At 64.2% G+C, this 23113-nt stretch carries 19 protein-coding genes and 1 riboswitch; of the genes, 7 read left to right on the forward strand and 12 right to left on the reverse strand.

Annotated elements, in window-relative coordinates:
- Positions 1-119: 119 nt before the first annotated feature.
- The 5 genes from FYJ44_RS02065 to FYJ44_RS02085 all read right to left on the reverse strand — a co-directional run bounded on the left by FYJ44_RS02065 (position 120) and on the right by FYJ44_RS02085 (position 4854).
- Complete coding sequence (locus FYJ44_RS02065) at positions 120-827, reverse strand: pyridoxal-phosphate dependent enzyme (protein ID WP_229772476.1); 708 nt, start codon at positions 825-827, stop codon at positions 120-122.
- A complete protein-coding gene (locus FYJ44_RS02070) occupies positions 764-2278 on the reverse strand; it encodes a tripartite tricarboxylate transporter permease (RefSeq protein ID WP_154508703.1) in 1515 nt (504 codons plus the stop codon). Before FYJ44_RS02070 ends, FYJ44_RS02065 begins: the two co-directional genes overlap by 64 nt.
- Before the next feature lie 7 nt (positions 2279-2285).
- Positions 2286-2813 carry a tripartite tricarboxylate transporter TctB family protein gene (locus FYJ44_RS02075; protein ID WP_195840929.1) on the reverse strand — a complete coding sequence of 176 codons (528 nt, stop codon included), beginning with the start codon at positions 2811-2813 and terminating at the stop codon, positions 2286-2288.
- A 199-nt stretch (positions 2814-3012) separates the two neighbouring features.
- Positions 3013-3759: a helix-turn-helix transcriptional regulator gene (locus FYJ44_RS02080; RefSeq protein ID WP_154508707.1), complete on the reverse strand. Its 747-nt coding sequence runs from the start codon at positions 3757-3759 to the stop codon at positions 3013-3015.
- Between the two features lie 183 nt (positions 3760-3942).
- A complete protein-coding gene (locus FYJ44_RS02085) occupies positions 3943-4854 on the reverse strand; it encodes a sirohydrochlorin cobaltochelatase (RefSeq protein ID WP_154508709.1) in 912 nt (303 codons plus the stop codon).
- Positions 4855-4905: 51 nt separating this feature from the next.
- Positions 4906-5157, reverse strand: a riboswitch (cobalamin riboswitch).
- 174 nt (positions 5158-5331) lie between these two features.
- Between FYJ44_RS02085 and FYJ44_RS02090 the strand changes: the two genes are divergently transcribed.
- Both FYJ44_RS02090 and FYJ44_RS02095 read left to right on the forward strand, forming a co-directional pair.
- Entirely contained in the window at positions 5332-5889 is a 558-nt protein-coding gene (locus FYJ44_RS02090) for a hypothetical protein (protein ID WP_229772460.1), read from the forward strand.
- A 330-nt stretch (positions 5890-6219) separates the two neighbouring features.
- Positions 6220-7938, forward strand: a complete 1719-nt coding sequence (locus FYJ44_RS02095) for a 30S ribosomal protein S1 (RefSeq protein ID WP_154508711.1) — start codon at positions 6220-6222, stop codon at positions 7936-7938.
- Between the two features lie 109 nt (positions 7939-8047).
- Here FYJ44_RS02095 and sppA read toward each other — a convergent pair whose 3' ends face one another.
- The 3 genes from sppA to FYJ44_RS02110 form a co-directional block, all read right to left on the reverse strand.
- Positions 8048-9094, reverse strand: coding sequence for a signal peptide peptidase SppA (sppA, locus tag FYJ44_RS02100; protein ID WP_154508713.1), 1047 nt, complete (start codon positions 9092-9094; stop codon positions 8048-8050).
- 83 nt (positions 9095-9177) lie between these two features.
- A complete protein-coding gene (locus FYJ44_RS02105; protein ID WP_154508715.1) occupies positions 9178-10854 on the reverse strand; it encodes an AMP-binding protein in 1677 nt (558 codons plus the stop codon).
- 51 nt (positions 10855-10905) lie between these two features.
- Positions 10906-11475, reverse strand: a complete 570-nt coding sequence (locus FYJ44_RS02110) for a helix-turn-helix domain-containing protein (RefSeq protein WP_154508717.1) — start codon at positions 11473-11475, stop codon at positions 10906-10908.
- A 156-nt stretch (positions 11476-11631) separates the two neighbouring features.
- On the opposite strand from FYJ44_RS02110, the gene hypF reads away from it, so the two are divergent.
- The 4 genes from hypF (at position 11632) to FYJ44_RS02130 (ending at position 16983) form a co-directional block, all read left to right on the forward strand.
- Positions 11632-14094, forward strand: coding sequence for a carbamoyltransferase HypF (hypF, locus tag FYJ44_RS02115; protein WP_154508719.1), 2463 nt, complete (start codon positions 11632-11634; stop codon positions 14092-14094).
- Between the two features lie 66 nt (positions 14095-14160).
- Entirely contained in the window at positions 14161-14988 is an 828-nt protein-coding gene (locus tag FYJ44_RS02120; protein ID WP_154508721.1) for an ABC transporter substrate-binding protein, read from the forward strand.
- A 655-nt stretch (positions 14989-15643) separates the two neighbouring features.
- Positions 15644-16357: an ABC transporter permease gene (locus tag FYJ44_RS02125; protein ID WP_154508723.1), complete on the forward strand. Its 714-nt coding sequence runs from the start codon at positions 15644-15646 to the stop codon at positions 16355-16357.
- A complete protein-coding gene (locus FYJ44_RS02130) occupies positions 16354-16983 on the forward strand; it encodes an ABC transporter ATP-binding protein (RefSeq protein ID WP_154508725.1) in 630 nt (209 codons plus the stop codon). The genes FYJ44_RS02125 and FYJ44_RS02130 overlap by 4 nt, the downstream gene beginning before the upstream one ends.
- 29 nt (positions 16984-17012) lie before the next feature.
- Here the strand turns inward: FYJ44_RS02130 and FYJ44_RS02135 are convergent, their stop codons facing one another.
- The 4 genes from FYJ44_RS02135 to FYJ44_RS02150 all read right to left on the reverse strand — a co-directional run bounded on the left by FYJ44_RS02135 (position 17013) and on the right by FYJ44_RS02150 (position 20986).
- The gene (locus tag FYJ44_RS02135) at positions 17013-18374 is read right to left on the reverse strand and encodes an MATE family efflux transporter (RefSeq protein ID WP_154508727.1); all 1362 of its coding nucleotides are present in this window, start codon (positions 18372-18374) and stop codon (positions 17013-17015) included.
- 207 nt (positions 18375-18581) lie between these two features.
- The gene (locus tag FYJ44_RS02140; RefSeq protein WP_154508729.1) at positions 18582-19250 is read right to left on the reverse strand and encodes a YkgJ family cysteine cluster protein; all 669 of its coding nucleotides are present in this window, start codon (positions 19248-19250) and stop codon (positions 18582-18584) included.
- A 3-nt stretch (positions 19251-19253) separates the two neighbouring features.
- Positions 19254-19682 (reverse strand): winged helix-turn-helix domain-containing protein, encoded by a 429-nt coding sequence (locus FYJ44_RS02145; protein WP_154508731.1) that lies wholly within the window; start codon positions 19680-19682, stop codon positions 19254-19256.
- Positions 19683-19699: 17 nt separating this feature from the next.
- Entirely contained in the window at positions 19700-20986 is a 1287-nt protein-coding gene (locus tag FYJ44_RS02150; RefSeq protein ID WP_154509293.1) for an NOL1/NOP2/SUN domain family protein, read from the reverse strand.
- A gap of 368 nt (positions 20987-21354) precedes the next feature.
- On the opposite strand from FYJ44_RS02150, the gene FYJ44_RS02155 reads away from it, so the two are divergent.
- Entirely contained in the window at positions 21355-23031 is a 1677-nt protein-coding gene (locus tag FYJ44_RS02155) for an FG-GAP repeat domain-containing protein (RefSeq protein ID WP_154508733.1), read from the forward strand.
- Positions 23032-23113: the final 82 nt, after the last annotated feature.

Below are 23113 nucleotides of genomic sequence, written 5' to 3' on the forward strand. Positions count from 1 at the left end.
CGTTGCCGTCGATTCCCGTATGGTTTCTTTGTCGCCAACGGAGCCGGCCCTTTGGGCTGTCCTGTGGTCGCTTTCCCGAAAGTCAGGCTGAAGTTCCGGCGGCCGGGGGCAGCAGCCGCTCAGGCGATGGACGCGTCCGGTGCGATCTCCCGGGCCTTGTAGTCCGCTGTTTCAGGATACTTCAGTCCCGTGCCGGTGTTCAGCAGCACCACGCGGTCCCTGGGGCCGATGATGCCGCTGCGGCGCAACTCCGGCAGGGCGGCCAGGGGGGCCGCGCCTTCCGGGCAGACATGACAACCCTCGCGCGCGGCCAGTGCTTTTTGCGCGCGGAGAATGGCCGCGTCATCCACAGCCACGGCGCAGCCGTTGGTCTTGTGGAGAGCTTCCAGAGTCAGGAACGCGCCCAGAGGACGCGGAGCCGTGATGCCGAAGGCGCAGGTTTTCGCGTTTTCCCAGAACTCCACATCCGGCTTTCCCTCCCGGAAGGCCCGCACCATAGGCGCGCAGCCCGCGGACTGCACGGCTATCAGCCGGGGCAGCTTGGGGCCGATCCAGCCGATTTTCTGCAATTCGCGCAGCCCCTTGTAAATGCCGATGATCCCGAGTCCTCCGCCGCAGGGCACCAGCACCGCGTCCGGAGCCTCCCAGCCGAACTGTTCGGCCAGTTCGAAACCCAGGGTTTTTTTACCCTCAATGCGCCAAGGCTCCTTGAAGGTGGCGGCGTTGAGCCAGCCGTGTTCGGTTATGGCGCGGTGAACGGGCGTTATTCGACGGACCCGGCCGCTGCGGCCAGCCGGGGCTGACGGCGGCGGGTCATGGCGATGCAGATGCCGGAAAAGAGTGCCAGAGCCAGCAGTACGGCGGAAATGGGGCTTTCGATGAAGATCATGAAGCTGCCGTCCGACAGCACCATGGACTGGTCAAAAGCGCGCTCCCAGATGGGGCCGAGCACGAAGCCGATGATGAAGGCTCCGGCGCTGTAATGCCAGCGGCGCACAAAGTAGCCGATGATCCCGAAGAGAATCAGGGTCATGATGTCGAACATGCTCTGGTTGATGCTGTACGCGCCCACAAAGGAAAATACGGTGACCGCCGAAAAGATCACGTATTTGGGCAGCCGGGACAGTCGAGCCCAGATCCGGAAACCGGCCTTGGCGATGAAATAGAGCAGCACGTCGCAGATCAGCAGGCCACCGAAGATGCCGTAGACCAGTTGGGCGTGCTCCTGAAAGATCATAGGGCCGGGAGTGATGCCCTGGATGATGAACGCGCCCATGAGCACGGCCGTGACGTCGTCGCCGGGGATGCCCAAGGTCAGCATGGGGATCATGGCCGAGCCGGTGGTGGCGTTGTTGCCCGCCTCGGGCGCGGCGATGCCGTCAATGGCTCCGTGCCCGAACTTTTCCGGGTGTCTGGAAGTCCGCCGGGCCTCGGAATAGGACATGAAGGCCGCCGGGGTGGCCCCGATGCCGGGCATGGCCCCGAGAAAGGAGCCGATCAGGGATGAGCGTAGCATGATCGGGATGCAGGCTTTGAATTCCGCCCAGGTCATGTGGTCGTCGTCCGGGTGGGCGGCGCGGAGGGTCATCCGCATGGTTTTGCGCAGGCCCAGGCTGACCTGGTGGATGACTTCCGGCAGGCAGAGCAGGCCGATGACCATAGGAATCAGCGAGAGGCCCGAGGCCAGATCCTGCATGCCGAAAGTAAAGCGCGTGGCCCCGGTGGACTCTGAGATGCCGATGGTGGAAACCAGAATGCCCAGGCAGCAGGAAATGATGCCCTTGATCAGCGAGGGGCCAGAAATGCTGCCCACCACGGTGAGGGCCAGGATGATCAGGCTGAACTGTTCGGCCGAGCCGATTTTGAGAGTGAACAGGGACAGGGGCGCGGCTACGAAGATGAGCAGCAGATTGCTGAAGGTGTCGCCGAAGACCGAGGCTGAAAGCGCGGTATGCAGGGCCTTGCCCGCCTTGCCCTGCCGGGCCAGGGGGTAGCCTTCCATGGAAGTGCAGATGGCCGGCGGCGCGCCGGGCGTGTTGAGCAATATGGCCGAGATGGAGCCGCCGAAAATGCCGGCCTTGTATATGCCGAGCAGCATGGGGATGCCGATCAGCGGATCCACGTAAAAAGTCAACGGCAGCAGGATGGCGATGCCCATGATGCCGGAAATGCCGGGAATGGCGCCAAAGGCTATGCCCACCAGAATGCCGCCGGCAATGCCTAGAACGGGGCCGGGAGCGCAGACGGAAATCAGTCCGTTGAGAATGTCCGTGAACATGCGGGCCTCACTCGAAAAATTTGCCCAATGGCAGGGCGATGCGGATGCAATGGAAGGTCATGTAGTCAAGGGCGAAGGCGAAGGCCACGAAGGAGGGCAGCAGAATATGCCAGCGCCGCCCGTGCAGCAGCCAGGCCACGCCCGCCATGGCCAGAGGCGTGGCGATCAGGAAGCCGCAGTATTCCATGAGGTAGCGGTAAGCGTAGAGAATCAGGATATAACTGAGAAAGCCGCGCGCGGAACCGGCCTGCCCCATGGCGGCCAGATCCTCGGCTTCCGCCGCCGCTGCTGCGGGATCGGCTGGCGGGCGCGCAGCCGTTTTCTTTTTGAGAAAGACGTAGGCCGCGAAAAAGCAGAACAGAAGTGACAACACTGCGATGCAGACCACGATGAAACCGGGAAAGGTGCGCGGACTGACCACCGACGGCAGGCCCACGTCGATGAAGATGTCCATGTTGTACAGGAAAATAAGGCTGACTATCAGAAGGAAGGGAGCGGCGATGAGGTCCGCCAGTCCGGTGTCGTCCGTGTCCATGATTCCCTCCTGCGAGCTGCGGTGTTGGGGGACTGCCGGGTACGGAGTCAGCATGGCACGGGCGCGCGAAAAGTGTCAACAAAAAATTTTAATTTAAAAAGTTTTGTAAATATAGATTCCGGCGGGGCGGACAAAAAAACAGGCCGCCCTGACGGAGATTCCGTCGAGGCGGCCCGGCGTGGGCGTCGTTGATGGCGCGCTATTCGGACGACTCTTTCTTGAGCTCGCGCATGTAATTATAGACCGTATAAATGGAAACCTGCATGGTCTTGGCCAGATACTGCACCATTCCCTTGATCAGAAAAGCGCCTTCCTCGTCGAGAATGCGGATGAAATTCTTTTTTTCCTCGCGGTTCATGCCTGCCGGATGCTTGCCTGCCCGTTTGATGGCCGTCTCGATGATCGCCTCGCTGGTTTCCCCCATGCAGGAGGCGAAGGCTTCGCTCACGACCTTGCCGGGCTGGCTTTCATAGTGCATGACCGAGTGCAAAACCGACTGAAAACGCTCGAAGCCGGTCAGATCGAAATTAAGGCAAAAGGCCCCGATGACGGCACCCCGGCTGTTGCGGATGAAGCTGGTGGAGGATTTGAGCGTTTTGCCAGAGGGCGTGGACGTGGGATAGGCCACGATGTCTTCCACCCCGTTGCCGCCCTGCCGCCAGGCCTTGGTCACGATGTTGGTGATGGGCGCGCCGGGTTTGCGCCCGGTCAGCGAGCCTTCAATATGGATCAGAGAGTGCTCCAGGTCGCGGAAGTCATGGACGGCCACTTCGCAAAGATGCCCGAAGGTACGCACCACCACGCCCGCGATGTGGATGGCGTTGTTGAACAGTGCCCGTTCCTCCGGGCCGTATTCCATGCGGCGGGCGGTCTCCGGAACCGGCGCGGAAGAGGCGCTTTTTTTGTCCCGGCGCGCGGGCCGCGTTTTTTTGATCGGCTTGGGCATGTAAAAACCTCCGGGCTTGCGGCACGGGAGCCGCAGGCCGCATCAAGGAGCAGGCTACTGTAAATCCCGGCGCTTTGGTAGCCCCTTCCGCCGCGTCCGGCTCGAAAAAGGCCGTCCGCTTCCTTGGCGCGGAAGCGGACGGCCCTTGGATACCGGCGGATGGTTCCGCTTTGCGAACAGCTTTTACTGCTTCTTGGGCTCCTTGGTCAGATCGTCCACATTTTCTTTGGCATGAGCCACAAAGACATCGCGCACGCCGGGCACTTGGCCCAGGCCCTTGAGGTTGGTCTCCACCTGAAACCCGGCGGCCTTGAGCCTGGACGCCCAGGAGTCTTCCTCGTCCCCGGCCAGATCGTTGCGGGCGTGGTCCCCGGCCACCACCATCAGAGGCTGCAGCCAGACTTTTTTGACCTTGTGGGCCTTGAGTTCGGCCAGCAGGTCGTCAAAACCGCGCGCGCCTTCCACTGTGGCCATAAAGACCAGAGGATCGCTTTCCTTGAACGAGGCCCGCATGCCCTCAAAAACCAGATCCGCCCGGCCGTGGGCCTGACCGTGTCCCATGAGCACCACGGCTTCGCCCTTCTGACGTTTGTCGCCCATGTCCGCCAGCACGGCCTTGGATACGCGCAGGGCGTCCTTGTGCGATTCCAGCAGGGGGCGCCCCAGATAGACGGCCTCAAAACGGCCGGGATGCTTTTGCAGGTCAAGCAGCACCGCCCGCTCCAGCTCCGTGAATTCTTCGCCGGGCATCACGTGCAGGGACTGCACGCGCACCAGCTTCACGCCGCCCTTGGCTAGTTCGGCAAGCCCGTCGCTGATGCCGCCCACCGGACGGCCCTGCTTGGCCAGTTTGCGGCGGATGATCTGCGAGGTGTAGGCCCAGACCACGGGGCTGTCCGGAAATGCGGCCTTGAAGCTCGCGTCCACGGCTTTGAACGAGGGCAGGGCTTCGGGCACGCTGGTGCCGAAAGCCACCAGCAGCACGCCTTCCTTGGGGGCTTTCCGCTCCGCCGCCTGGACGGACGCGGCCATAAGGGCCAGCAGGAGCAGGAAAAGCGGCAGGAAGCGCGGAAATTTGCGCAGGATACAAGACATGGCGACCTCCTCAATCGTGCGTTGAAAGGTGATGTATGATGGCCGTCGGCGCACTGAACGCCTTGGCCGGCGGGTGTTCGGACTTGAGGGATATGGAGGTCGGCGTCCCGCGAGATTTCAGGACAACGGCCCCGCGCCTCGGCTTCGCCTTCACCGTATGGACGGCTGGCTGTCGCGTCCCTCCGGAAACCTTCCGGGGGACGAAGAAGCTCTGTACCCTCTTACCGCAGCGCGACTGTTTCCGATTCGCACGGAATTCCCCGCTACAGACGGCAGAGGACAACAGGGGGGCGCAAAAGTCAAGGGTCGGCCTGCCGCCATTGCCGGACGGACCGGGCTCCGGACTGTTCCACGGCAACGGCCACGACCCTCGGCAAAATCCCGCCCACGGGTGCGCCCCAAAACGGTTGCGTGTCCCGGCGCGGGCCATATCGCCGAGGCCTTGGCCCGGCATGGTTTTCAGGATATGCTGGAACCATGAGTACGTCGTCTGATGCTCCCCCGGCTTTTCCGGCCGCAATGTTGTCCGAGGCCACAGCCCTGTTGCGCCGGGGCGTGCTGCTGCCCGCGCGCGGCGAGGATGCCGCGAACTTGGGGCTCTTTCTGACCCGTGGTCTGGGCCTGGAGCCCGCCTATCTGGAGGAGCGGGTCCAGACCCTGCTGCGTAACGGTCTGGCCGTGGATGATTTCGCCGTGCCGCTGGCCGCCGGCGACCGGCTGGCCCTGTCGGCGGCCATGCCCGGCGTGGCCGGGGCCGCCCTGCGACGGGGCGGCTGGTACGCGGCCATGCGCGCCGGCATCACCCAGCGGCCGGACAATGCGCCTTCTGTCCCGTCGGCTCCGGCGGGGGCGACGGTCTGGATTGAGCTGCGCTGCTTCAACAGCATTGCCGAGGATCTGGCCGGGCATCTGCTGCGCCGGGGGCTGGCCGCTCGGCCCGATGACGTGGGGCCCTCCCTGCGCCGTCTGGCAACGGCTCCGCCCGCCGGGCCGGCGTTGCCGGAACCGGCCCTGCTCTGGCTCATGGCCTGTTGACCCGACGTCTTTTCTCCGCCGGTTTTGCCGAATATGGCCATTGCTGTCGTGTGCCGATCATTGCCGTGCCGGGCCCACAGTGTGGCCGCTCTGACCCGCAAGGCAGCCCAAGCAAAGGGGCGCGCCGGCGGTTGAGACTGGAGCGCGCCTCTTTTTTTGAATAGACAAAAGGAGCGTGCCCTTGCCGGAGAGCAAACGTCCAGCAGTGCCAATGCGGAAGCCATCATCCTCCGCAACGCCGCGCCGGACAATTTTGCTTGTGCTTTTTCCAGCGCTCTGATAATTTTTCCCACTCTCACAGTGAGGGGAAATTATTTGGAGGCATGGCAGATGGCAGACAAGGAAACCGGGCACGACGAAATCAATTTCGAAAGCGCCCTCGAAAACTATCTCAATCCCGATTTTGGCGACCTTGAAGAAGGCTCCATTACCAAAGGCGAAATCGTCCGCGTGGATGACGACAACGTGCTGGTGGACGTGAATTTCAAGTCCGAGGGGCAGATCCCCGCGGCTGAATTCCGCGACCCCGCCGGCAACATGACCGTCAGCGTGGGCGACCGGGTGGACGTCTATGTGGTGCGCAAGAACGAAATGGACGGCACCATCACCCTCTCCTTTGAAAAGGCCAAGCGCATGCAGGTCTTCGACCAGCTCGAGGACGTGCAGGAAAACAACAGGGTCATCAAGGGCCACATCGTGCGTCGCATCAAGGGCGGCTACACGGTGGACATCGGCGGGGTGGAGGCGTTTTTGCCCGGTTCCCATGTGGATCTGCGTCCCGTGCCGGACATGGACGCCCTGGTCAACCAGGAATTTGAATTCCGCGTGCTCAAGATCAACCGCCGCCGCAGCAACGTCATCGTGTCCCGCCGCGTGCTGCTGGAAGAGGAGCGCGATTCCAAGCGGCAGGATCTGCTGCGCACCCTGGAAGAGGGCCAGATCGTCCAGGGCAAGGCCAAGAACATCACCGAATACGGCGTGTTCGTTGACCTCGGCGGCCTGGACGGCCTGCTGCACATCACGGACATGAGCTGGAAGCGCATCCGCCATCCCAAGGAAATGATCACCATGGGCCAGGAACTGACCCTCAAGGTGCTTTCCTTCGACCGTGAGAACAACAAAGTTTCTCTGGGCCTCAAGCAGCTGGTGCCCGATCCCTGGCAGGACATCTCCGCCCGTTTCCCCGAAGGCGCCAAGTGCACCGGCAAGGTCACCAATCTGGTGGACTACGGCGCGTTCGTGGAACTGGAGCCCGGCGTGGAAGGCCTGGTGCACATCTCCGAAATGTCCTGGACGCGCAAGCTGCGTCATCCTTCCCAGATGGTCCACACCGGCGACGAGGTGGAAGTGGTCATCCTGGGCGTGGACGGCGAAAAGAAGCGCATCAGCCTGGGCATGAAGCAGGTGCGTCCCAATCCCTGGGAACTGGTGGCCGAGAGATACCCTGAAGGCACTGTCCTTGAGGGCGTCATCAAGAACATCACCGAGTTCGGCATGTTCATCGGCATTGAGGACGGCATTGACGGCCTCATCCACGTTTCGGACATCTCCTGGACCAAGAAGGTGCGCCATCCCAACGAGCTGTACAAGGTGGGCGACACCGTGCAGGCCAAGGTGCTCACCGTGGACCAGGAAAACGAGAAGTTCACCCTGGGCGTCAAGCAGCTGGTGGACGATCCCTGGGGCCATGTGCCGGATACCTATCCCGTGGGCTGCACCATCAAGGGCGTGGTAACCAACATCACCGACTTCGGCCTCTTTGTGGAAGTTGAGGAGGGCATCGAAGGTCTGGTGCATGTCTCCGAGCTGTCCGGCAAGAAGGTCAAGACCCCGGCGGAAATCTACAAGGAAGGTCAGGAAATCCAGGCCAAGGTCATCCATGTCAGCGCCGAAGAGCGCCGCCTGGGCCTCTCCATCAAGCAGATCAAGGATGAAGAGGAACGCCGCAAGCCCAAGGAATTCCATTCCGGCCCGCAGGAAGCGGGACAGAGCCTGGGCGACCTGCTCAAGCAGAAGTTCGAGGAAAGCGAGAACAGCGAAAACAGCTAGGGCTGTTGACATACGGCAACTAAAAAGGGCGTCCCTGCGGACGCCCTTTTTAGTTCATGTGGTTTTTTGCATTGAACGTTTTTTTGCCGTCCTGTTTCCCTCGCGGGACTCAGAACTGGTACAGGAAAACCGGCGTGCGCCAGTCGCCGACGGTGGTCGAGGCAAGGGATGAAAGATCCAGACCGAACCAGGATTTGAGGCTCTCCGCCAGCCAGGAGCCTTCCTTGGGCCGGGTCAGCAGCTTGCGGGTTGCGGGCACGCCGGTTTTGTCCGCCAGCCAGCGCAGGGCCGCATCCTGGCCGCCCATTGCATCCACCAGACCCAGTTTTTGGGCTTCCCGGCCGGTAAAAATCTTCCCGCTGGCCAGTTGCGCGGCCCGTTCGCGCGGCATGTTCCGACCTGAGGCCACGATGCCCACGAACTGCTCGTGCATGTCCTTGAGCACGCCCTCGAAATAGGCCCGGTCCTCGGGCGAAAGCGGGCGCAGATAGGAACCCGCGTTCTTGTACGGCGCGGTGACCAGGGTTTCCTGTCCCACGCCGATTTTGCCCAGCAGGCCCTGAAGCTGCGGGATGTCCATGCGCACGCCGATGGATCCGGTCACCGTGGAGGGATTGGCGAAAATCCGCTGTCCGGCCATGCTGACCATCAGCCCGCCCGAGGCGGCCATGGAACCCATGCTCACCGCGATGGGGCGTTTTTTGGCCAGCCGGGCCAGAGCGTCGTACACTTCCTGCGAGGCGGCTGCGCCGCCGCCGGGCGAATCCACCCGCAACAGCACGCCTTTCACATTGGGATTGCGCTCGATTTTGCGGATCCAGGCCAGGGTGGGGGCCACGTCCATGATCGGTCCGCGCACTGTAACCAGGGCCAGGCGCTCACCGCCGCCGAACAGCGGCTGACTGTCCTCGTTGCGGCTGAAAGCCGCCACGCCGGCCAGAATCAGAACCAGAACCAACAGCCAGAAGATAAAGGGGTGCCGCTTGCGAAAGGGGCGGCGCAACAGGGATTTCCAAACCGGAGCCGGTATCCGGGCCAGCGGGCAGACTGCGGCGCAGGTCGCGGGCTGGGGAGCGCCGCTCCCGGCGGCGGATCGCCCGGCCTGGTCCGGCGGGTTCGCCGTATCGGGGGTCAAAGTAAAATTTTCGTTGTTCATGCCCCGTTGCTTAGCACGATGCGGGCATGGAGAAAAGAGCGCCCCGGCGGGAGTTTCGCCGGGGCGTTTCAACACTCATTGTGTTAGCGCATGGCTTCGGGCCAGCGCTCGGCGGCCATTTCGCGCAATTTGTACTTCTGGATTTTGCCGCTGGCCGTGAGCGGGAAGGACTCCACCACGGCTACGTATTTGGGAATCTTGAACCAGGCGATCTTGCCCCGGCAGTAGTCGCGCACGTCTTCGGGCAGCAGGTCTGCGCCGGGCCGGGGGATGACAAAGGCCCCCACTTCCTCGCCGTACTTGCGGCTGGGCACGGCCACCACCTGCACGTCCAGCACGCCGTCCATCTGAAGCAGAAATTCTTCCACCTCGCGCGGATAGACGTTTTCGCCGCCCCGGATGATCATGTCCTTGATCCGGCCCGTGACGCGCACGTAGCCATGCTCGTCCATGACGCCGAGGTCGCCGGAATGCAGCCAGCCCTCCGGGCTGATGGCTTTGGCCGTGTCCTCGGGCATTTTGTAATAGCCCTTCATAATATTGTAGCCCCGGCAGAGGATTTCGCCCACCTGGCCGCGCGGCAGTTCCTCGCAGGTGTCGGGATCGCCCACGCGCACTTCGATGCCCGGCATGGCGCAACCCACGGTTTCGCAGCGCAGGGACAGCGGATCGTGGATGTCGGACTGGGTCATCACCGGCGAGGCCTCGGTGAGGCCGTAGCAGATGGTGATCTCCTTCATGTACATGTCTTCCACCACCCGGCGCATGAGCGGTTCGGGGCAGACCGAACCGGCCATGATGCCGGTGCGCAGGCTGGAGACGTCGAAACGCTTGAAGAGCTTGTGCTCCAGTTCGGCCAGGAACATGGTGGGCACGCCGTAGAGCGCGGTGCAGCGTTCGCTGTCCACGGCGTCCAGCACTTTCAGGGGATTATAGCTCTCCAGGATGACCATGGTGGTCCCGTGGTTGACGCAGGCCGACACGCCCAGCACGCAGCCGTAACAGTGGAAAAGCGGCACCGGCAGGCAGAGTCTGTCCTGCTCCGTAAAGCCCTGGTGGCGGCCGATCCAGTAGCCGTTGAGGCCCACGCCCACATGGGTCAGCATGACCCCGCGCGGAAAGCCCGTGGTGCCCGAGGTGTACTGCATGTTGATTTCGTCCCAGGGGTCCAGGGAATCCTGGCGGGCCTGATAGGCCGCGTCGTCCACCATGACGGACATGGCCAGAATTTCCGGCACGGAATACATGCCGCGGTGCTTTTCCGCGCCCAGAAAGCAGACCCGCTTCAGATGCGGCAGCCCGGCGCAGCGCAGTTCGCCGCGCCCGTGGGTGCGCAGCTCGGGCACGAGCTTGTAGAGTGTGGCGAGATAGTCGTGGTCGCGCAGGCTGTCGATGAGAAAGATGTTCTCGCATTCGGACTGGCGCAGCAGATAGCGCAGCTCGTGCTCGCGGTAATTGGTGTTTACCGTGAGCAGCACGGCCCCGATCTTGGCCGTGGCGAATTGCAGGGCCACCCAGTAGGGCACGTTGGTGGCCCAGACCGCCACTTTTTCGCCTTTTTGCACGCCCAGGGCCATGAGCCCCTTGGCGAACTGGTCCACCACATCCGCGAATTCGCGCCAGGTCTGGCGGTAGTTGCGGTCAGCGTAGACAATGGCCTCCCGGTCGGGAAAACGGGCCACTGTATGGTCGAGAATCTGCCCCAGGGTCCACTCGCGCAGTTCAAACTGCGCCTGCCGCTCGCGTACTTTTTCGTCCATGTTTTACTCCGTCCGTGGGATGGCAACCGGATTGCGCGCCGCCGGGGAGGTCTACGGATTGTACGCCACAGCCATGATCTCCACCGGCTCGTCACCGGCGGCGCCCACGAAATGCGGCACAATGGAATTGTAGTAGATGGTGTCCCCGGCTTTGAGCACATGGCTTTCCCGCCCGTAGATCACCAGCAGTTCGCCCTTGAGCACCATGATGAATTCCTCGCCCTGATGGGACGAGGTTTTGCGCTCCACCGAGGGGTCCGGAAAAATTTCAATGTAAAAGGGTTCCATGTTGCGGTCGCTCTTGCCTTTGCCCAGAGAGTGGTACACATAGCTGGGCCGGGGCATGCGCCCGGTGTGCAGGGCCTGGTCGGCTTCGGCGCCGCCGATGTGCCCGATGATCGGATCACGGGTGTACTGGTCGTCCAGGAAGGTGCCCAGGCGCACCCCCAAGGCGCGGGCCACTTTCTGCAGGGGGCCGATGCTGGGATAAATCTCGCCGTTTTCCAGCTTTTCCAGAAATTCCACGCTCAAATTGGTGGTCTGGGCCAGGTTTTCCAGATCAATGTCGCGTTCCTCACGGAAAGAACGAATCCGGGTGCCGATATGGTACTCCGTGGGCATGGGCGCTCCTCCTTGCCGCCGCAACGGCGGGGAACAGTTTAATGAACCGATTATAACAGAAGAGAATACAGAAAAGTCACGGTTCCGGCAAGGGTGTCTGATCTTGATCATATAAACAGTCTGGCGGACTTTTTCCTTTTCGGCTACAGTGCGACAATGGATATGAAACAGACAGCGCGCCGGGCTTTCACAGCCGCCGGGCAGGTTCAGGGCGTGGGCTTCCGTCCCTTTGTCTACCGGCTGGCCCGGGAGGGAGGGCTTACCGGCACGGTGGGCAATACCTCGGACGGGGTGCGTATGGAGGTGCAGGGCCCGCCGGAAGAGGTGGCGCGCTTCGGCCGCCGTCTGCGCGCGGAACTGCCGCCCCTGGCCCGGCTGGTGGGGCTGGACGAGGAAGAACTCGCGCCCCTTTCCGACGAGACCGCATTCACTATTGTGCCCAGCCACGGCCATGCCGGGCACAGCGTGCTGGTCAGCCCGGACATGGGCATCTGCCCGGACTGCCTCGCGGACATGCGCGATCCGGCCAACCGCCGCCACGGCTATCCCTTCACCAACTGCACCAATTGCGGCCCGCGCTATACCATCACCCGCGCCATCCCCTATGACCGGGCCACCACCACCATGAGCTGCTTTCCGCTCTGCCCGGACTGCGCGGCGGAATACGCCGATCCCGGCGACCGGCGCTTTCACGCCCAGCCTATAGCCTGCCCGGTCTGCGGCCCGCGCCTCTGGTTTGTGGACAGGCGCGTGGCCCGCAGCGGCGACACCGGTCCCACGCGGGACAATCAGCACGAGGCTCTGGCCCGCGCCGGACAACTGTTGCTGGACGGCGGTATTCTGGCGCTCAAGGGTCTGGGCGGCTTTCAGCTGGCCTGCGACGCCCGCGACGCCGGGGCGCTGCGGGAACTGCGGCGGCGCAAGAGCCGTCCGCACAAGCCCCTGGCCCTGATGGTGGCCGATCCGGCCACGGCCCGCGCGCTCTGTGAGCTCACGCCCGAACACGAGGCCCTGCTGCAAAGCCCGGAAAAGCCCATCGTGCTCTGTCCGCGCCGCGCGGCCCCGGCAGGGGCGGCGGGCGCGCTGCCGCCGGAAGTGGCCCCGGACGCGCGTACTGTGGGCCTGATGCTGCCCTATACGCCTCTGCACGCGGCCTTGTTCGACTGGCTGGTTCCGCGCGCGGCGCTGCCGCCGGTGCTGGTCATGACCTCGGCCAATCCCCACGGCGAACCGCTCTGTCTGGGCAACCGCGAGGCCTTGGCCCGTCTGGGACATCTGGCCGACGCCTGGCTGCTGCACGACAGGGACATTCTGGTGCGCGTGGACGACAGCGTGCTTACGGTGGCCCCGCGTCCGCCGCGGCCGGGGCATGCCGTGGACGGGGCCGCTCCCGCTGCCGCCTCCGATGCCGTCCCTTCAGCGGTGGAGCCGCTATTTTTCCGGCGCGCGCGGGGGTACGTGCCGCGCCCGGTGTTTCTGCCGCCTTTGGGCGGCGCGCCGGGCGGGGAAGCGTCTGATCCCACGGTGCTGGGGGCCGGAGCCGAGCTCAAGAGCGCCATCTGCCTCACGCGCGGGCGCGAAGCCTTTGTGGGTCAGCATATCGGGGATCTGGAAAATCCGGCCACACTGGGCTTTTACGAGGAAGTGGCTGTCCATCTGGAGCAATTGCTGGAAGTCCGGCCCAAAGCCCTTGTCTGCGATCTGCATCCGGATTTTCTCTCCACCCGCTATGCCGAGGCCCGTGCCGCGCGGGAAGGCCTGCCGCTCTGGCGGTTTCAGCACCACGCGGCCCACGCCGCTTCGGTGCTGGCGGAAAATGACTGTTACCGGCCCGCCCTGGCTCTCTGCCTGGACGGCACGGGCCTGGGCGACGACGGCGCCATCTGGGGCGGAGAACTGCTCTGGATGGACCTGTCGGAACCGGCTTGGAAGCGTCTGGGGCGGCTTTCTCCCTTTGCCCTGCCCGGCGGCGAGGCGGCCATCCGTGAACCCTGGCGCATTGCCCTGGCATTGCGGCTTCAGGCCGGATGCGGGGAGCGGTCCGCGCCCTGGGATAGCGAATATGCTTCCGCCGCCGTCGCCGTGCGGGAAATGCTGGCGCGCGGTCTGAACTGCCCGCCGACCTCCAGTTGCGGCCGCCTTTTCGACGCGGTCGCCGCCCAACTGGGGCTCTGTTCGGCCACCACATACGAAGGCCAGGCGGCCATCCGCCTGGAAGCGGCCACGGACGAAGCCGCGCTGCGCGACAACGTGGTCTGGTCATTGCCTCCGCTGGAAAAGAACGGCCTGCTGGAACTGGACAGCGCGGTTCTGTTTGGCCATGTGCTCCAAGCTCAGGCCGCAGGGGAACCTGCGGGGCGCATCGCGGCCTGTTTTCACGGCACGCTGGCCAGTGCGCTGGCGGCCATGGCCGCTGAGGCGGCCCGCACAACCGGCGCGCGCCAAGTGGGCCTTTCCGGCGGGGTCATGCAGAACGCCCTGCTGGCGCGTCTGCTGCCGCGGGCTCTGGCGGAACGCGGACTCAGTCCGCTCATGCACCATGAACTGCCGCCGGGCGACGGCGGCCTGTCGCTGGGTCAGGCTGTCTGGGGACGACAATTGCTGCGCCGGGGTCATTGACGCGCCGCCCGCGCGCGGGTATGCACTACACCATATTTCTCTTAACATATTACAGGAGTCGCATCTATGAAGCGTCTTTCCATTCTGGCTCTGGCCGCCGCATTCTGCCTGGCCCTGAACCTGCCCGCGGCCCACGCCGCGGACAAAAAACTGATGATGGCCACCACCACCAGCACTCAGGATTCCGGTCTGCTGGAATACCTGCAACCCTCCTTCAAGGCCGAGACCGGCATCGACCTCAAGTGGGTGGCCGTGGGCACGGGCAAAGCCCTGGAAATCGCCAAGAACTGTGACGCCGACGTGCTGCTGGTGCACGCGCCCGCCGCCGAGATGGAATTCGTCAAAGCCGGGCACGGCGTGGACCGCCGCCAGATCATGTACAATGACTTCGTGCTGGTGGGTCCGGCCCAGGATCCGGCCCAGGTCAAGGGCAAGACCACGGCCGAGGCCCTTAAGGCCATTGCCGGGCACAAGAACCCCTTTGTGAGCCGCGGCGACCAGTCCGGCACGCACAAGGCCGAACTCAAGCTCTGGAAGGCCTCCAGCCTTTCGCCGGACAAGGAACCCTGGTACGTTTCCGCCGGGCAGGGCATGATGGCCACCCTGAACATGGCCGCTGAAAAGAAGGGCTATGCCCTCACCGACCGGGGCACCTGGATCAAGTTCGCCAACAAGCAGGGGGACAAGAATCCTCTCGCCATCGTGGTGGAAGGCGACAAGGCCCTGTTCAACCAGTACAGCGTGATCACGGTCAATCCGGCCCAGTGCCCCAAGGTCAAGAAAGACCTGGCCCTGGTCTTCGAGGACTGGTGGGTGAAGCCCGAAACCCAGAAGCGCATCGCCGCGTACAAGCTGGAAGGCAAGCAGTTGTTCTTTCCCAATGCCGGGAAATAAATGAAGGCGGGACGGAAGCGGAACATGGTTCCGCTTCCGTTTCCGTTCATATTGGATAGGGCTTTGTCGTTCGGATGGGGGTTGGTTTGCCCTGCGGACACGGAATTTGTCGTTTGGTTGATGATGGGCGCCCATCCTTTGTCAGCCGCAGGGGGCTTGTCTCTTGCCCGGCGTTTTTTGTGCCCTGCGGGCGTGGCGTTTTTCGCTCCGCTTGAGTTTGGGCCGCCTCCGGCGCGGGCGGCAATGGGGGGAGCGCCAGGGGCTGCGCCCCGAAAGCGCCGCGTGTCAATTCTCATGTAGTGCAATTTTTGATCTATGTAATGTCGTCGGCCCGGCGGCAGCGCTTAAGGGGCGACGTGAGCACGCGAACAAGCCCCGCTTTACGCTGCCGCCGCAATCAGCCCAGCAGGGTGCTCCGGGGGGTTGCAAGGGGGCGGAGGAGGGGGCGCAGCCCCATAGCCCGCCCCCTGCCCGCGCCGGAGGCGGCCCAAACGCCGGAAGGCGTAAATCCCTTGTGCCCGCAGGGCACGGCAAGCGCCGGGTAGGCGATAAGCCCCTTACAGTCGGCCGGGCAGGCAAAAAGCATTGCGCCCGCGGGGCGAGACAAGCCCATCCGGGCGACAAGCCTTAAGCGGCCCGCAGGGCACATACAGTTATGGACTATCTCTCCCAAGGCTTTACGCAGGCCTTCGCCCTGCTCCTGCACATGGACGCGGCCACGCTGTCCGCCATCACGGCCACGCTGCTCTCCACAGCCTACGCCATGACGGCGGCCGTGCTTCTGGGTCTGCCCTGCGGCTTTCTGCTCGGCTACTGCGATTTTCCCGGCAAACGCTGTCTGCGGCTCATCTCCGACACCCTGCTGGCCTTTCCCACCGTGCTCATCGGCCTGTTGGTCTACGCCTTCATCACCTACCGGGGGCCGCTGGGCGAATACGGCCTGCTTTTCACCCTGCCGGGCATGGCCATCGGCCAGGCCGTGCTGGCTCTGCCCATCGTGATCTCCTGGACGGCCCAGGCCGTGGAGGGGCTGGACCCGCGCTGCCGCCAGACCCTGCTGACCCTGGGGGCTTCGGGCCCGCAGGTGGCCTGGGGCTCGCTGAAAGAGGCCCGCTACGAGATCGGCATGGTCTGCGTCACGGCTTTCGGCCGGGTGATCACCGAAGTGGGCATCGCCATGATGCTGGGCGGCAACATCCGCTACGAAACCCGCACCATGACCACGGCCATCGCCCTGGAAACCAGCAAGGGCGAGTTCGCCCAGGGCATTGCGCTGGGGCTGGTGCTGCTCTTGATGGCCTTTGTGGTCAATCTTGCGCTGGCGGCCTTGCGCCAACGCGATCGGGGCGGCAAAGGAGGCGGGGCATGAACGCGCTGTACCAGTGCCGGGATCTGACCCAGCGCTACGAGGGCCGCGCGGTACTGCGCCTGCCGGAGCTGAACATCGCGCGCGGCGAGGTGCTGGCCCTTACCGGCCCCAACGGCGCGGGCAAGAGCACCTTGCTGCGCCTGCTGGCCTTTCTGGAAGAACCGGCCTCCGGCGAGCTGCATTTTCACGGCACGCCGGGGCGCGCGCCCCGGCAGGAAGTCACCTTGCTTTTGCAGGAGCCCTATCTGCTCAAAACGTCGGTGTTTGAGAATGTGGTCTATGGCCTGCGCGTGCGCGGCCGCCGCCACGATTTGCGTGAAGCCGCCGAGGCAGCCATGCTGGCCGTGGGCTTCGCGCCGGAGCGGGAGATGCTGCGCCGTCCCTGGAAGGCGCTTTCCGGCGGCGAAAAGCAGCGCGTGGCTCTGGCCGCCCGGTTGATCCTGCGGCCTCTGGTCCTGCTGCTGGACGAACCCACTTCCAGCGTGGACGCGGCCAGCGCCAAGGCCATTGAGGCGGCGGTACGGCAGGCTGCTTTGGCCGGAACCACGGTGGTGGCCGCCAGCCATGACCTGGCCTGGCTGGCCTGTCTGGACGCGCGCCGTCTGGAGTTGGACCGGTCGTCCTGATCCCTGCCGTTCTTTTTTCCCACTTTTCCCTACAAATAGTGGTAATTGCCGCGCCAGCGCCAGACGAAGACGGCCGCCGCCAGCGCGGCCAGGGCTTCGGCCAGGGGGGCGGCCAGCCAGACGCCGTTCAGGCCGAAGAATTTCGGCAGAACCAGCAGAAAGATCGCGATGAGGGCAAAAGTGCGCAAAAAGGCCACAATGGCGGAAATTTTGCCGTTGGACAGGGCCGTGAACAGGGATGAAGCGAAAATGCCGTAGCCGCAGAACAGGAAGCTGAAGGCGAAAATATGGAAGCCCTGGTCGGCCAGGACGAACACCCGGCTGTCCGGCGGCGCGAAAATGCCGATGAGCCGGGATGCGCCCAGCATGGCCGCGCTGAAGACCAGCACGGAGCTCACGCTGATGAACAGCAGGCAGGATCGTAAAATGCGGCGTTGGCGGGCATGGTTGCCGCTGCCGTAATTATAGCTGATGACCGGTGACACGCCCATGGAAAAACCCAGAAAAAGCGTGACCAGAAAATATTCCGAATAGGCCATGATGGTCAGCGCCGCCACGCCCGCTTCCCCGGCCAGACGCAGCATGGTGATGTTGAACAGAAAGGTGGTCACGCTGATGGAAAGCTGGGCGATCATCTCGGAACTGCCGTTGAAGCAAACCCCGCCGAATTCGCTCAGGCGCATGCCCGGCCGGGTGAAGTGCAGCGGTCCCTTGCTGCGCAGGAAAAAGCACAACCCGCCCAGGGGCGGGATCAGAAAGGCGATGCCCGTGGCCAGGGCCGCGCCGGCCACGCCCATGCCTAGCGGGACGATGAAGATATAGTCAAGGGCGATGTTGGTCAGACCCGAGGCGATAATCAGGGCCATGTTCAGCGCGGGTTTGCCGGCGGTGACGAAGAGGATGGCGAACAGGGCCAGCAGCAGGGCCGCCGGGGTGAAGAGCAGCAGGGCGCCGAAGTAGGTCCGGCAGTAGGGCGCGAGGAGGTCGGTGGCCCCCAGGGCGCGGATGATCCGGTCCAGAAAGAGCAGGCCCAGACAGGAAAAGAACAGGCCCAGCAGCAGGCCGGTCAGGATCAGCAGGGTGAAGTTGCGTCGCGCGCCCGCATTGTCGCCCTCGCCCATCTTGCGCGCGATGAGCGCGCTGCCGCCGGTGCCCAGCATGGTGCTCAGGCCCCAGAGCACGCCCATGGCCGGGTTGATGATGTTGATGGCGGACAGCGCGTCGGTGTTCACGAAACGGGCCACGAAAATCACGTCCACAATGGTGTACAGGCCGTTGAAGACCATCATGACCATGGTCGGAAAGGCGAAGCGCAGCAGGGAAAGGAGGCCGGAAACGCGGTCAAGCGCGTTGACCGGCTCGCGCGTGGACGTGGCGGTGCTGGTGGGCATACGTGCATCCGGAAAAGCGGCGGAAAAATGGTCGCGCCGCTCGGCGTTAGAGCGATTTCGCTTTGGATTGCTCTGGCGGCAACGTGAGAGGCCGCCCGCTACGAAAGCGTAAGGGCAATTTAATCGCGCTGTTAAGCGCCGAAGCGGGTGTCTTTACACGCCAAAAATGTACATTTTTAATGTTAACGCGCTTTCAGGGGAGGAAGTTTAGGTGAGGCCGCTTTTTGGGGCAAGCTCTTTTTCCCAGGGCAGGGCCTGGATCACAGTGGTCACGGAATGGAAGAAACGCCGGATTTCCTCCCGGCCTTCGGGCCCGGCGGCGTCCTGCGGCGGAGCCTGGCGCCAGCGGGCGTACCAGGGCAGGGTGCGCCGCAGGGCGGCGGCCAGCAGGCCTGGGTCCGGCAGCGCCAGGTCGCCCGGACGGCTGGCCGCCGCGTCCTCGCCGGGCGCGCAGGGTCTGTCCAGCACCAGATAGCGGCGGCAGGCCAGGGGGCGCACGGCGTAGGCCGCGCAATGGTCGTCCAGCAGCAGGGGACAGGCCCGCCGCACAACGGGAAGGGTTTGGGCGGCGGCAAGATTCCGGGCCAGGGCCGCGCGTTCTCCGGGGCCGAGCCGCAGACGCAGAAAATGGATCAGCAACAGCGCTTCCAGCGGCGTCAGGGGGATGGGTTGACGGCAGCAGACCGCGCAGCCTTCGCCGCAGGCCGGAATGCGCCCGGCCTGGCGCGCCCGCGCCAAGGCCTCTGCCGCGCTCAGGTCCACCAGGGCGCAGGCATCCAGAGCCAGAGCCGCGCCGGGCAGGGATTTTTCCAGCAGGGCGTCCCGGTGGCGGAAACGCGCTGCTTCGGGACGCCGGTCCGGCATGCGCCCGCTCATGTGTCAGTCCCGCGACGGGGCGGCAGAGCCCTGTTCCGCGTCAGGATTTTCCTCCGCGCCGGTCTCCAGGGTGAGATCGTACAGTTGGGGCGCGTGCGCCAGGGCGAAACGGCGCACTTCGTCCTCCCACCGGCGGAAGGCCGTGGCCAGCTCCTCGCCGGCGGGCGTGAGGCGATAGCCGCCGCGCCGGTTGTCGCCGCTTTCCACCAGGGGGCGGCCCAGAGCTTCCTCCATTTTTTTCAGCCTGCCCCAGGCCAGACGGTAGGACATGTCCATGCTCTCGGCGGCTTTTTTCAGCGAGCCCAACTCGGCCATGCGGCGCAAAAGCTCTATGCGGCCCTGGCCCACCAGTTCCTGACCTTCCTTGTCAACGGCGTCGCCGTCGGCGCGGGTCAGCCATATTTTCAGATGCATGCGCGCCTTCACGGGCATGGCGGCCTCCTTGGCGTTTATTTGAACGTGGCTACGGCCCGGCCCTGTTTGAGGGCCACCCGACCCAGAGGCAGATCGCGCCACCAGAGCGCGGCCTCCCGGCCCGCGAGCCCGGTCTGACGGCTCTGGCCGGAAAGCAGGGCCGTCAGGTCCGCGATGTCGTCCAGCACCAGGGCCGCGTCGGGCCGGGGCGGTTCCGGCAGCAGGCGGCGCAGGCGCGGGGCCGGGCTGAGACGTCCGCCGGTCAGCCTTCCCAGCAGAGCGCCCTGCCAGATGAGGTCCGGCGGCAACATTTCCGTTGCCTGTTCCGGAATGAAGCGGACGTGCTCGCCATACAGCGCCGCACGCCCCGGCGGCAGCAGGGCGGGATCGCAGCAGGGTCCGGCCAGGCATTCCGGCGGCAGTGGGCGGCCGGCGTCCCGTCCTTCGCGTCCTTTGCGGGGGCCGGACGCGGTTTGCGCCGTGGCGTCAGCGTTGCCGCATTCCGCTGTTTTGCGCAGCAGGGCCAGGTAAAAACCCTGAGCCTGCGATTTTTCGCCGTCCACCCGCAAGGTGCCCGCGCCGCCGGAACGTTCCTCCCAGACAAAGCCGGGAAAGGGCGGCAGCGTTTCGCGCACAAGGCCCAGTTCTTCCTCGGCGAAGCGGACCTGAGCTTCGTTTTCCGCCTCGTTGGTGGTGCAGGTGGAATAGACCAGACGCCCGCCCGGCGCGAGCAGGGAGGCGGCGCGGCGCAGCAGGCGCTGTTGCAGGCCGGTCAGGCTGTTCAGCTTGTCGCCCTGCCAGAGCTTGAGCACGCGGGGATGCTTTTCCGCCGTGCCCCAGCCGGAGCAGGGCGGGTCCAGCTGGATGGCGTTCCAGGAGGCCGGGGCCAGGGGCAGGTTTTCGCCGTTGTAGGAGCAGGTGGCGGCCTGGAGCAGATTGCACTGGTGCAGATTGGCCCGCAGGGTGCCCAGCCGCGCGGGCGTGGGCTCGTTGGCCAGCACAAAGCCCGTGGGGCCGGTCAGTTGGGCCAGAAAGCCGCTTTTGCTGCCCGGGCTGGCGCAGACGTCCAGCACGGCTTCTCCCGGTCGGGGGGCCAGGGCCAGGGGCGGCAGCATGGAGGAGCGGTCCTGAATGTAGATATAGCCGAAAAAGGCCGCCAGGGAAGCGCCCAGGGGCCTGGGTTCGCAACAGAGCCGACGGCAGAGGGGAGAAAATGGTTCGGGTTCGAACGCGTAGCCCTGCGCGTGCAACAGGGCTTCCACCAGGGGGATGAGCCGGTCTTCGCAGACCAGGCGGAAGGAGCGGGAATGCTGTTTGGGCATGGAAGCCAGTCTACGCCGGATCAGCGGCAAAGTCAGCCGGATTTGTCCCATCCCGCGGGGCGGACGTCTCCTGTTTGTTTCGTCCGGCCTTATTTCCCGCCGGATTCTCCCGGCAGCGGTCATCCGCCCGCGCTACGCTCCGGCGGAATAACGTCGCCCTTCAGAGACAACATCATCGTTGGCCCGTTACCACCGGCGATGATATTCGCGCTCCGAGGACGGATGGAGATACTCCCGTCTTTCATGCGCCCGCCCCGAAGGGCCGGGGCTTTCATATTGCGTGGCGGGACAAGTATGCGTATAGTGCGCTGATATGGGCGGGGTTGGAGCTTCGCCGCGCCGCTGAAAAATACTCCAAGGAGTACGGGATGAAATTTGCCATGCGATTGTCCTTTACGGTCTGCTTGCTGACGCTCGTTCTGGGACTGGCCCAGAGCGCGTCGGCCGCACCGAAAAGTTTTGTGCTGCTGCCCTTTACGGTTAATGCGCCGCAGAGCTACGCCTACCTGTCCAAAGCCGTGCCGGCCACCATGCAGGCCCGGCTCAACCGGCCCGGCGTGCTGGAGGGACGCAGCGCGCAGACCAGGGCAACCTCCGCCGCCGAAGCCCGCAAGGCCATGAACGGCGCGGATTACGCGGTGTGGGGCTCGGTGAGCGTCATGGGCAATGAGTGCACCATTGAAGTCCACAGCGTGGACAAGGCCGGCAAGACCTGGAGCAAAACAGCCCAGGGGCCGTTGAGCGGCCTGACTTCCACGGTGCAGCAATTGAGTTCCGCGCTGGGCAGCGAGGCTTTCGGCGTGGCTGTGGCGGCACGGCCCAGTTTTATGGCTCCGGGCAAGGGCCAGCCGGTCAATCAGATGAACTCGGACATCGTGGTCAATGAGACGGGCCAGCAGCAGGTCTACCTGAATCCGCAGTTCCGTTATCAGGGCGCCGGGGCCGGCGACGGTTCGCGTCTGCGCAGCCAGCGCCTCAAGGAAAATATGGTGGATATGGCCGTGGGCGATTTCAACGGCGACGGCAAAAACGAAATCGCGGTGCTCGGCGATCACAAGCTGACCATCTACATCTGGCAGCCCGACGGAAAGCTCAAGGAACTGGGCTCCACCGTGGTTTCCCAGTCCAACATCAATTTTTCCATGCGGGCTATTGATCTGAACCGCGACGGCGCCATGGAACTGGTCGTGGCCACCTTTGAGGAGGACGGCAACCGTCCCTACTCCTATTTCTATTCCTTTAAGGGCAACAAGCTGACCACGTACGCCGACCGCATCCCCTACTTCGCCAGCGTCATCAAAACGCCGCCCACCTTCATGCCCACCCTGGTGGGTCAGGGCTGGGATTCGCTCAAGCTCTTCGCTCCCGGCGTGCATGTGATGGTCAAGAACGGCAACAAGTTTTCCCTGGGCTCCCGCCTGGACCTGCCCTCGGGCGCCACGGTGTTCAACGTGGCCTGGCTGCCCGGCGGCAAGGACAACAAGGGCGACCAGCTGGTCATGCTCACGGACGACGAGCGCATCAAGGTTTTCCAGGGCAACGGCAACACCCTGATCCACACCACCATGGAGCGTTTTTCCGGTTCCGCCACGGGTATGGATCACTACAAGGGCATGCCCGGCCTGGGCATCGACCGCAATTACCAGCTGCCCAGCAAGTATTACGCGCCCATGCGCATGATCGCGGCGGATCTGGGCCGTACCGGCGAATATGTGCTGCTGCTCAACAAGCCCATTTCCACGGCTTCGCAGCTCTTTGACCGCTACCGCTTCTTCCCCCAGGGCGAAATCCACGCCCTGTACTGGGACGGCGTGGGCATGGGCCTGAAGTGGAAGACCCGGCGCATCCGGGGCTCCGTGGCTGAAATCGACCTGGCCGACGTGAACAACGACGGCATCCTGGATCTGGTGGTGGGCCTGAACACCTCGCCGGATCTGGGCATCGGCAGCCGCCAGAGCATGATCACTGCCTATCCGCTGGACGTGTCCCAGACCGACCCGAACATGCCCGCGGACCTCAGCGACTTTGAAGTGAGTCCCAATTAGAGCGCTTCACGCATGAAATGCGAGTAGGCGGGTTTTGCCCGTCGTAAACGAGTCGGAAACCGCGTTTTCCGGCGTAGTGATC

It is taken from the genome of Desulfovibrio porci (genome assembly GCF_009696265.1).
Taxonomy (GTDB): Bacteria; Desulfobacterota; Desulfovibrionia; order Desulfovibrionales; family Desulfovibrionaceae; genus Desulfovibrio; species Desulfovibrio porci.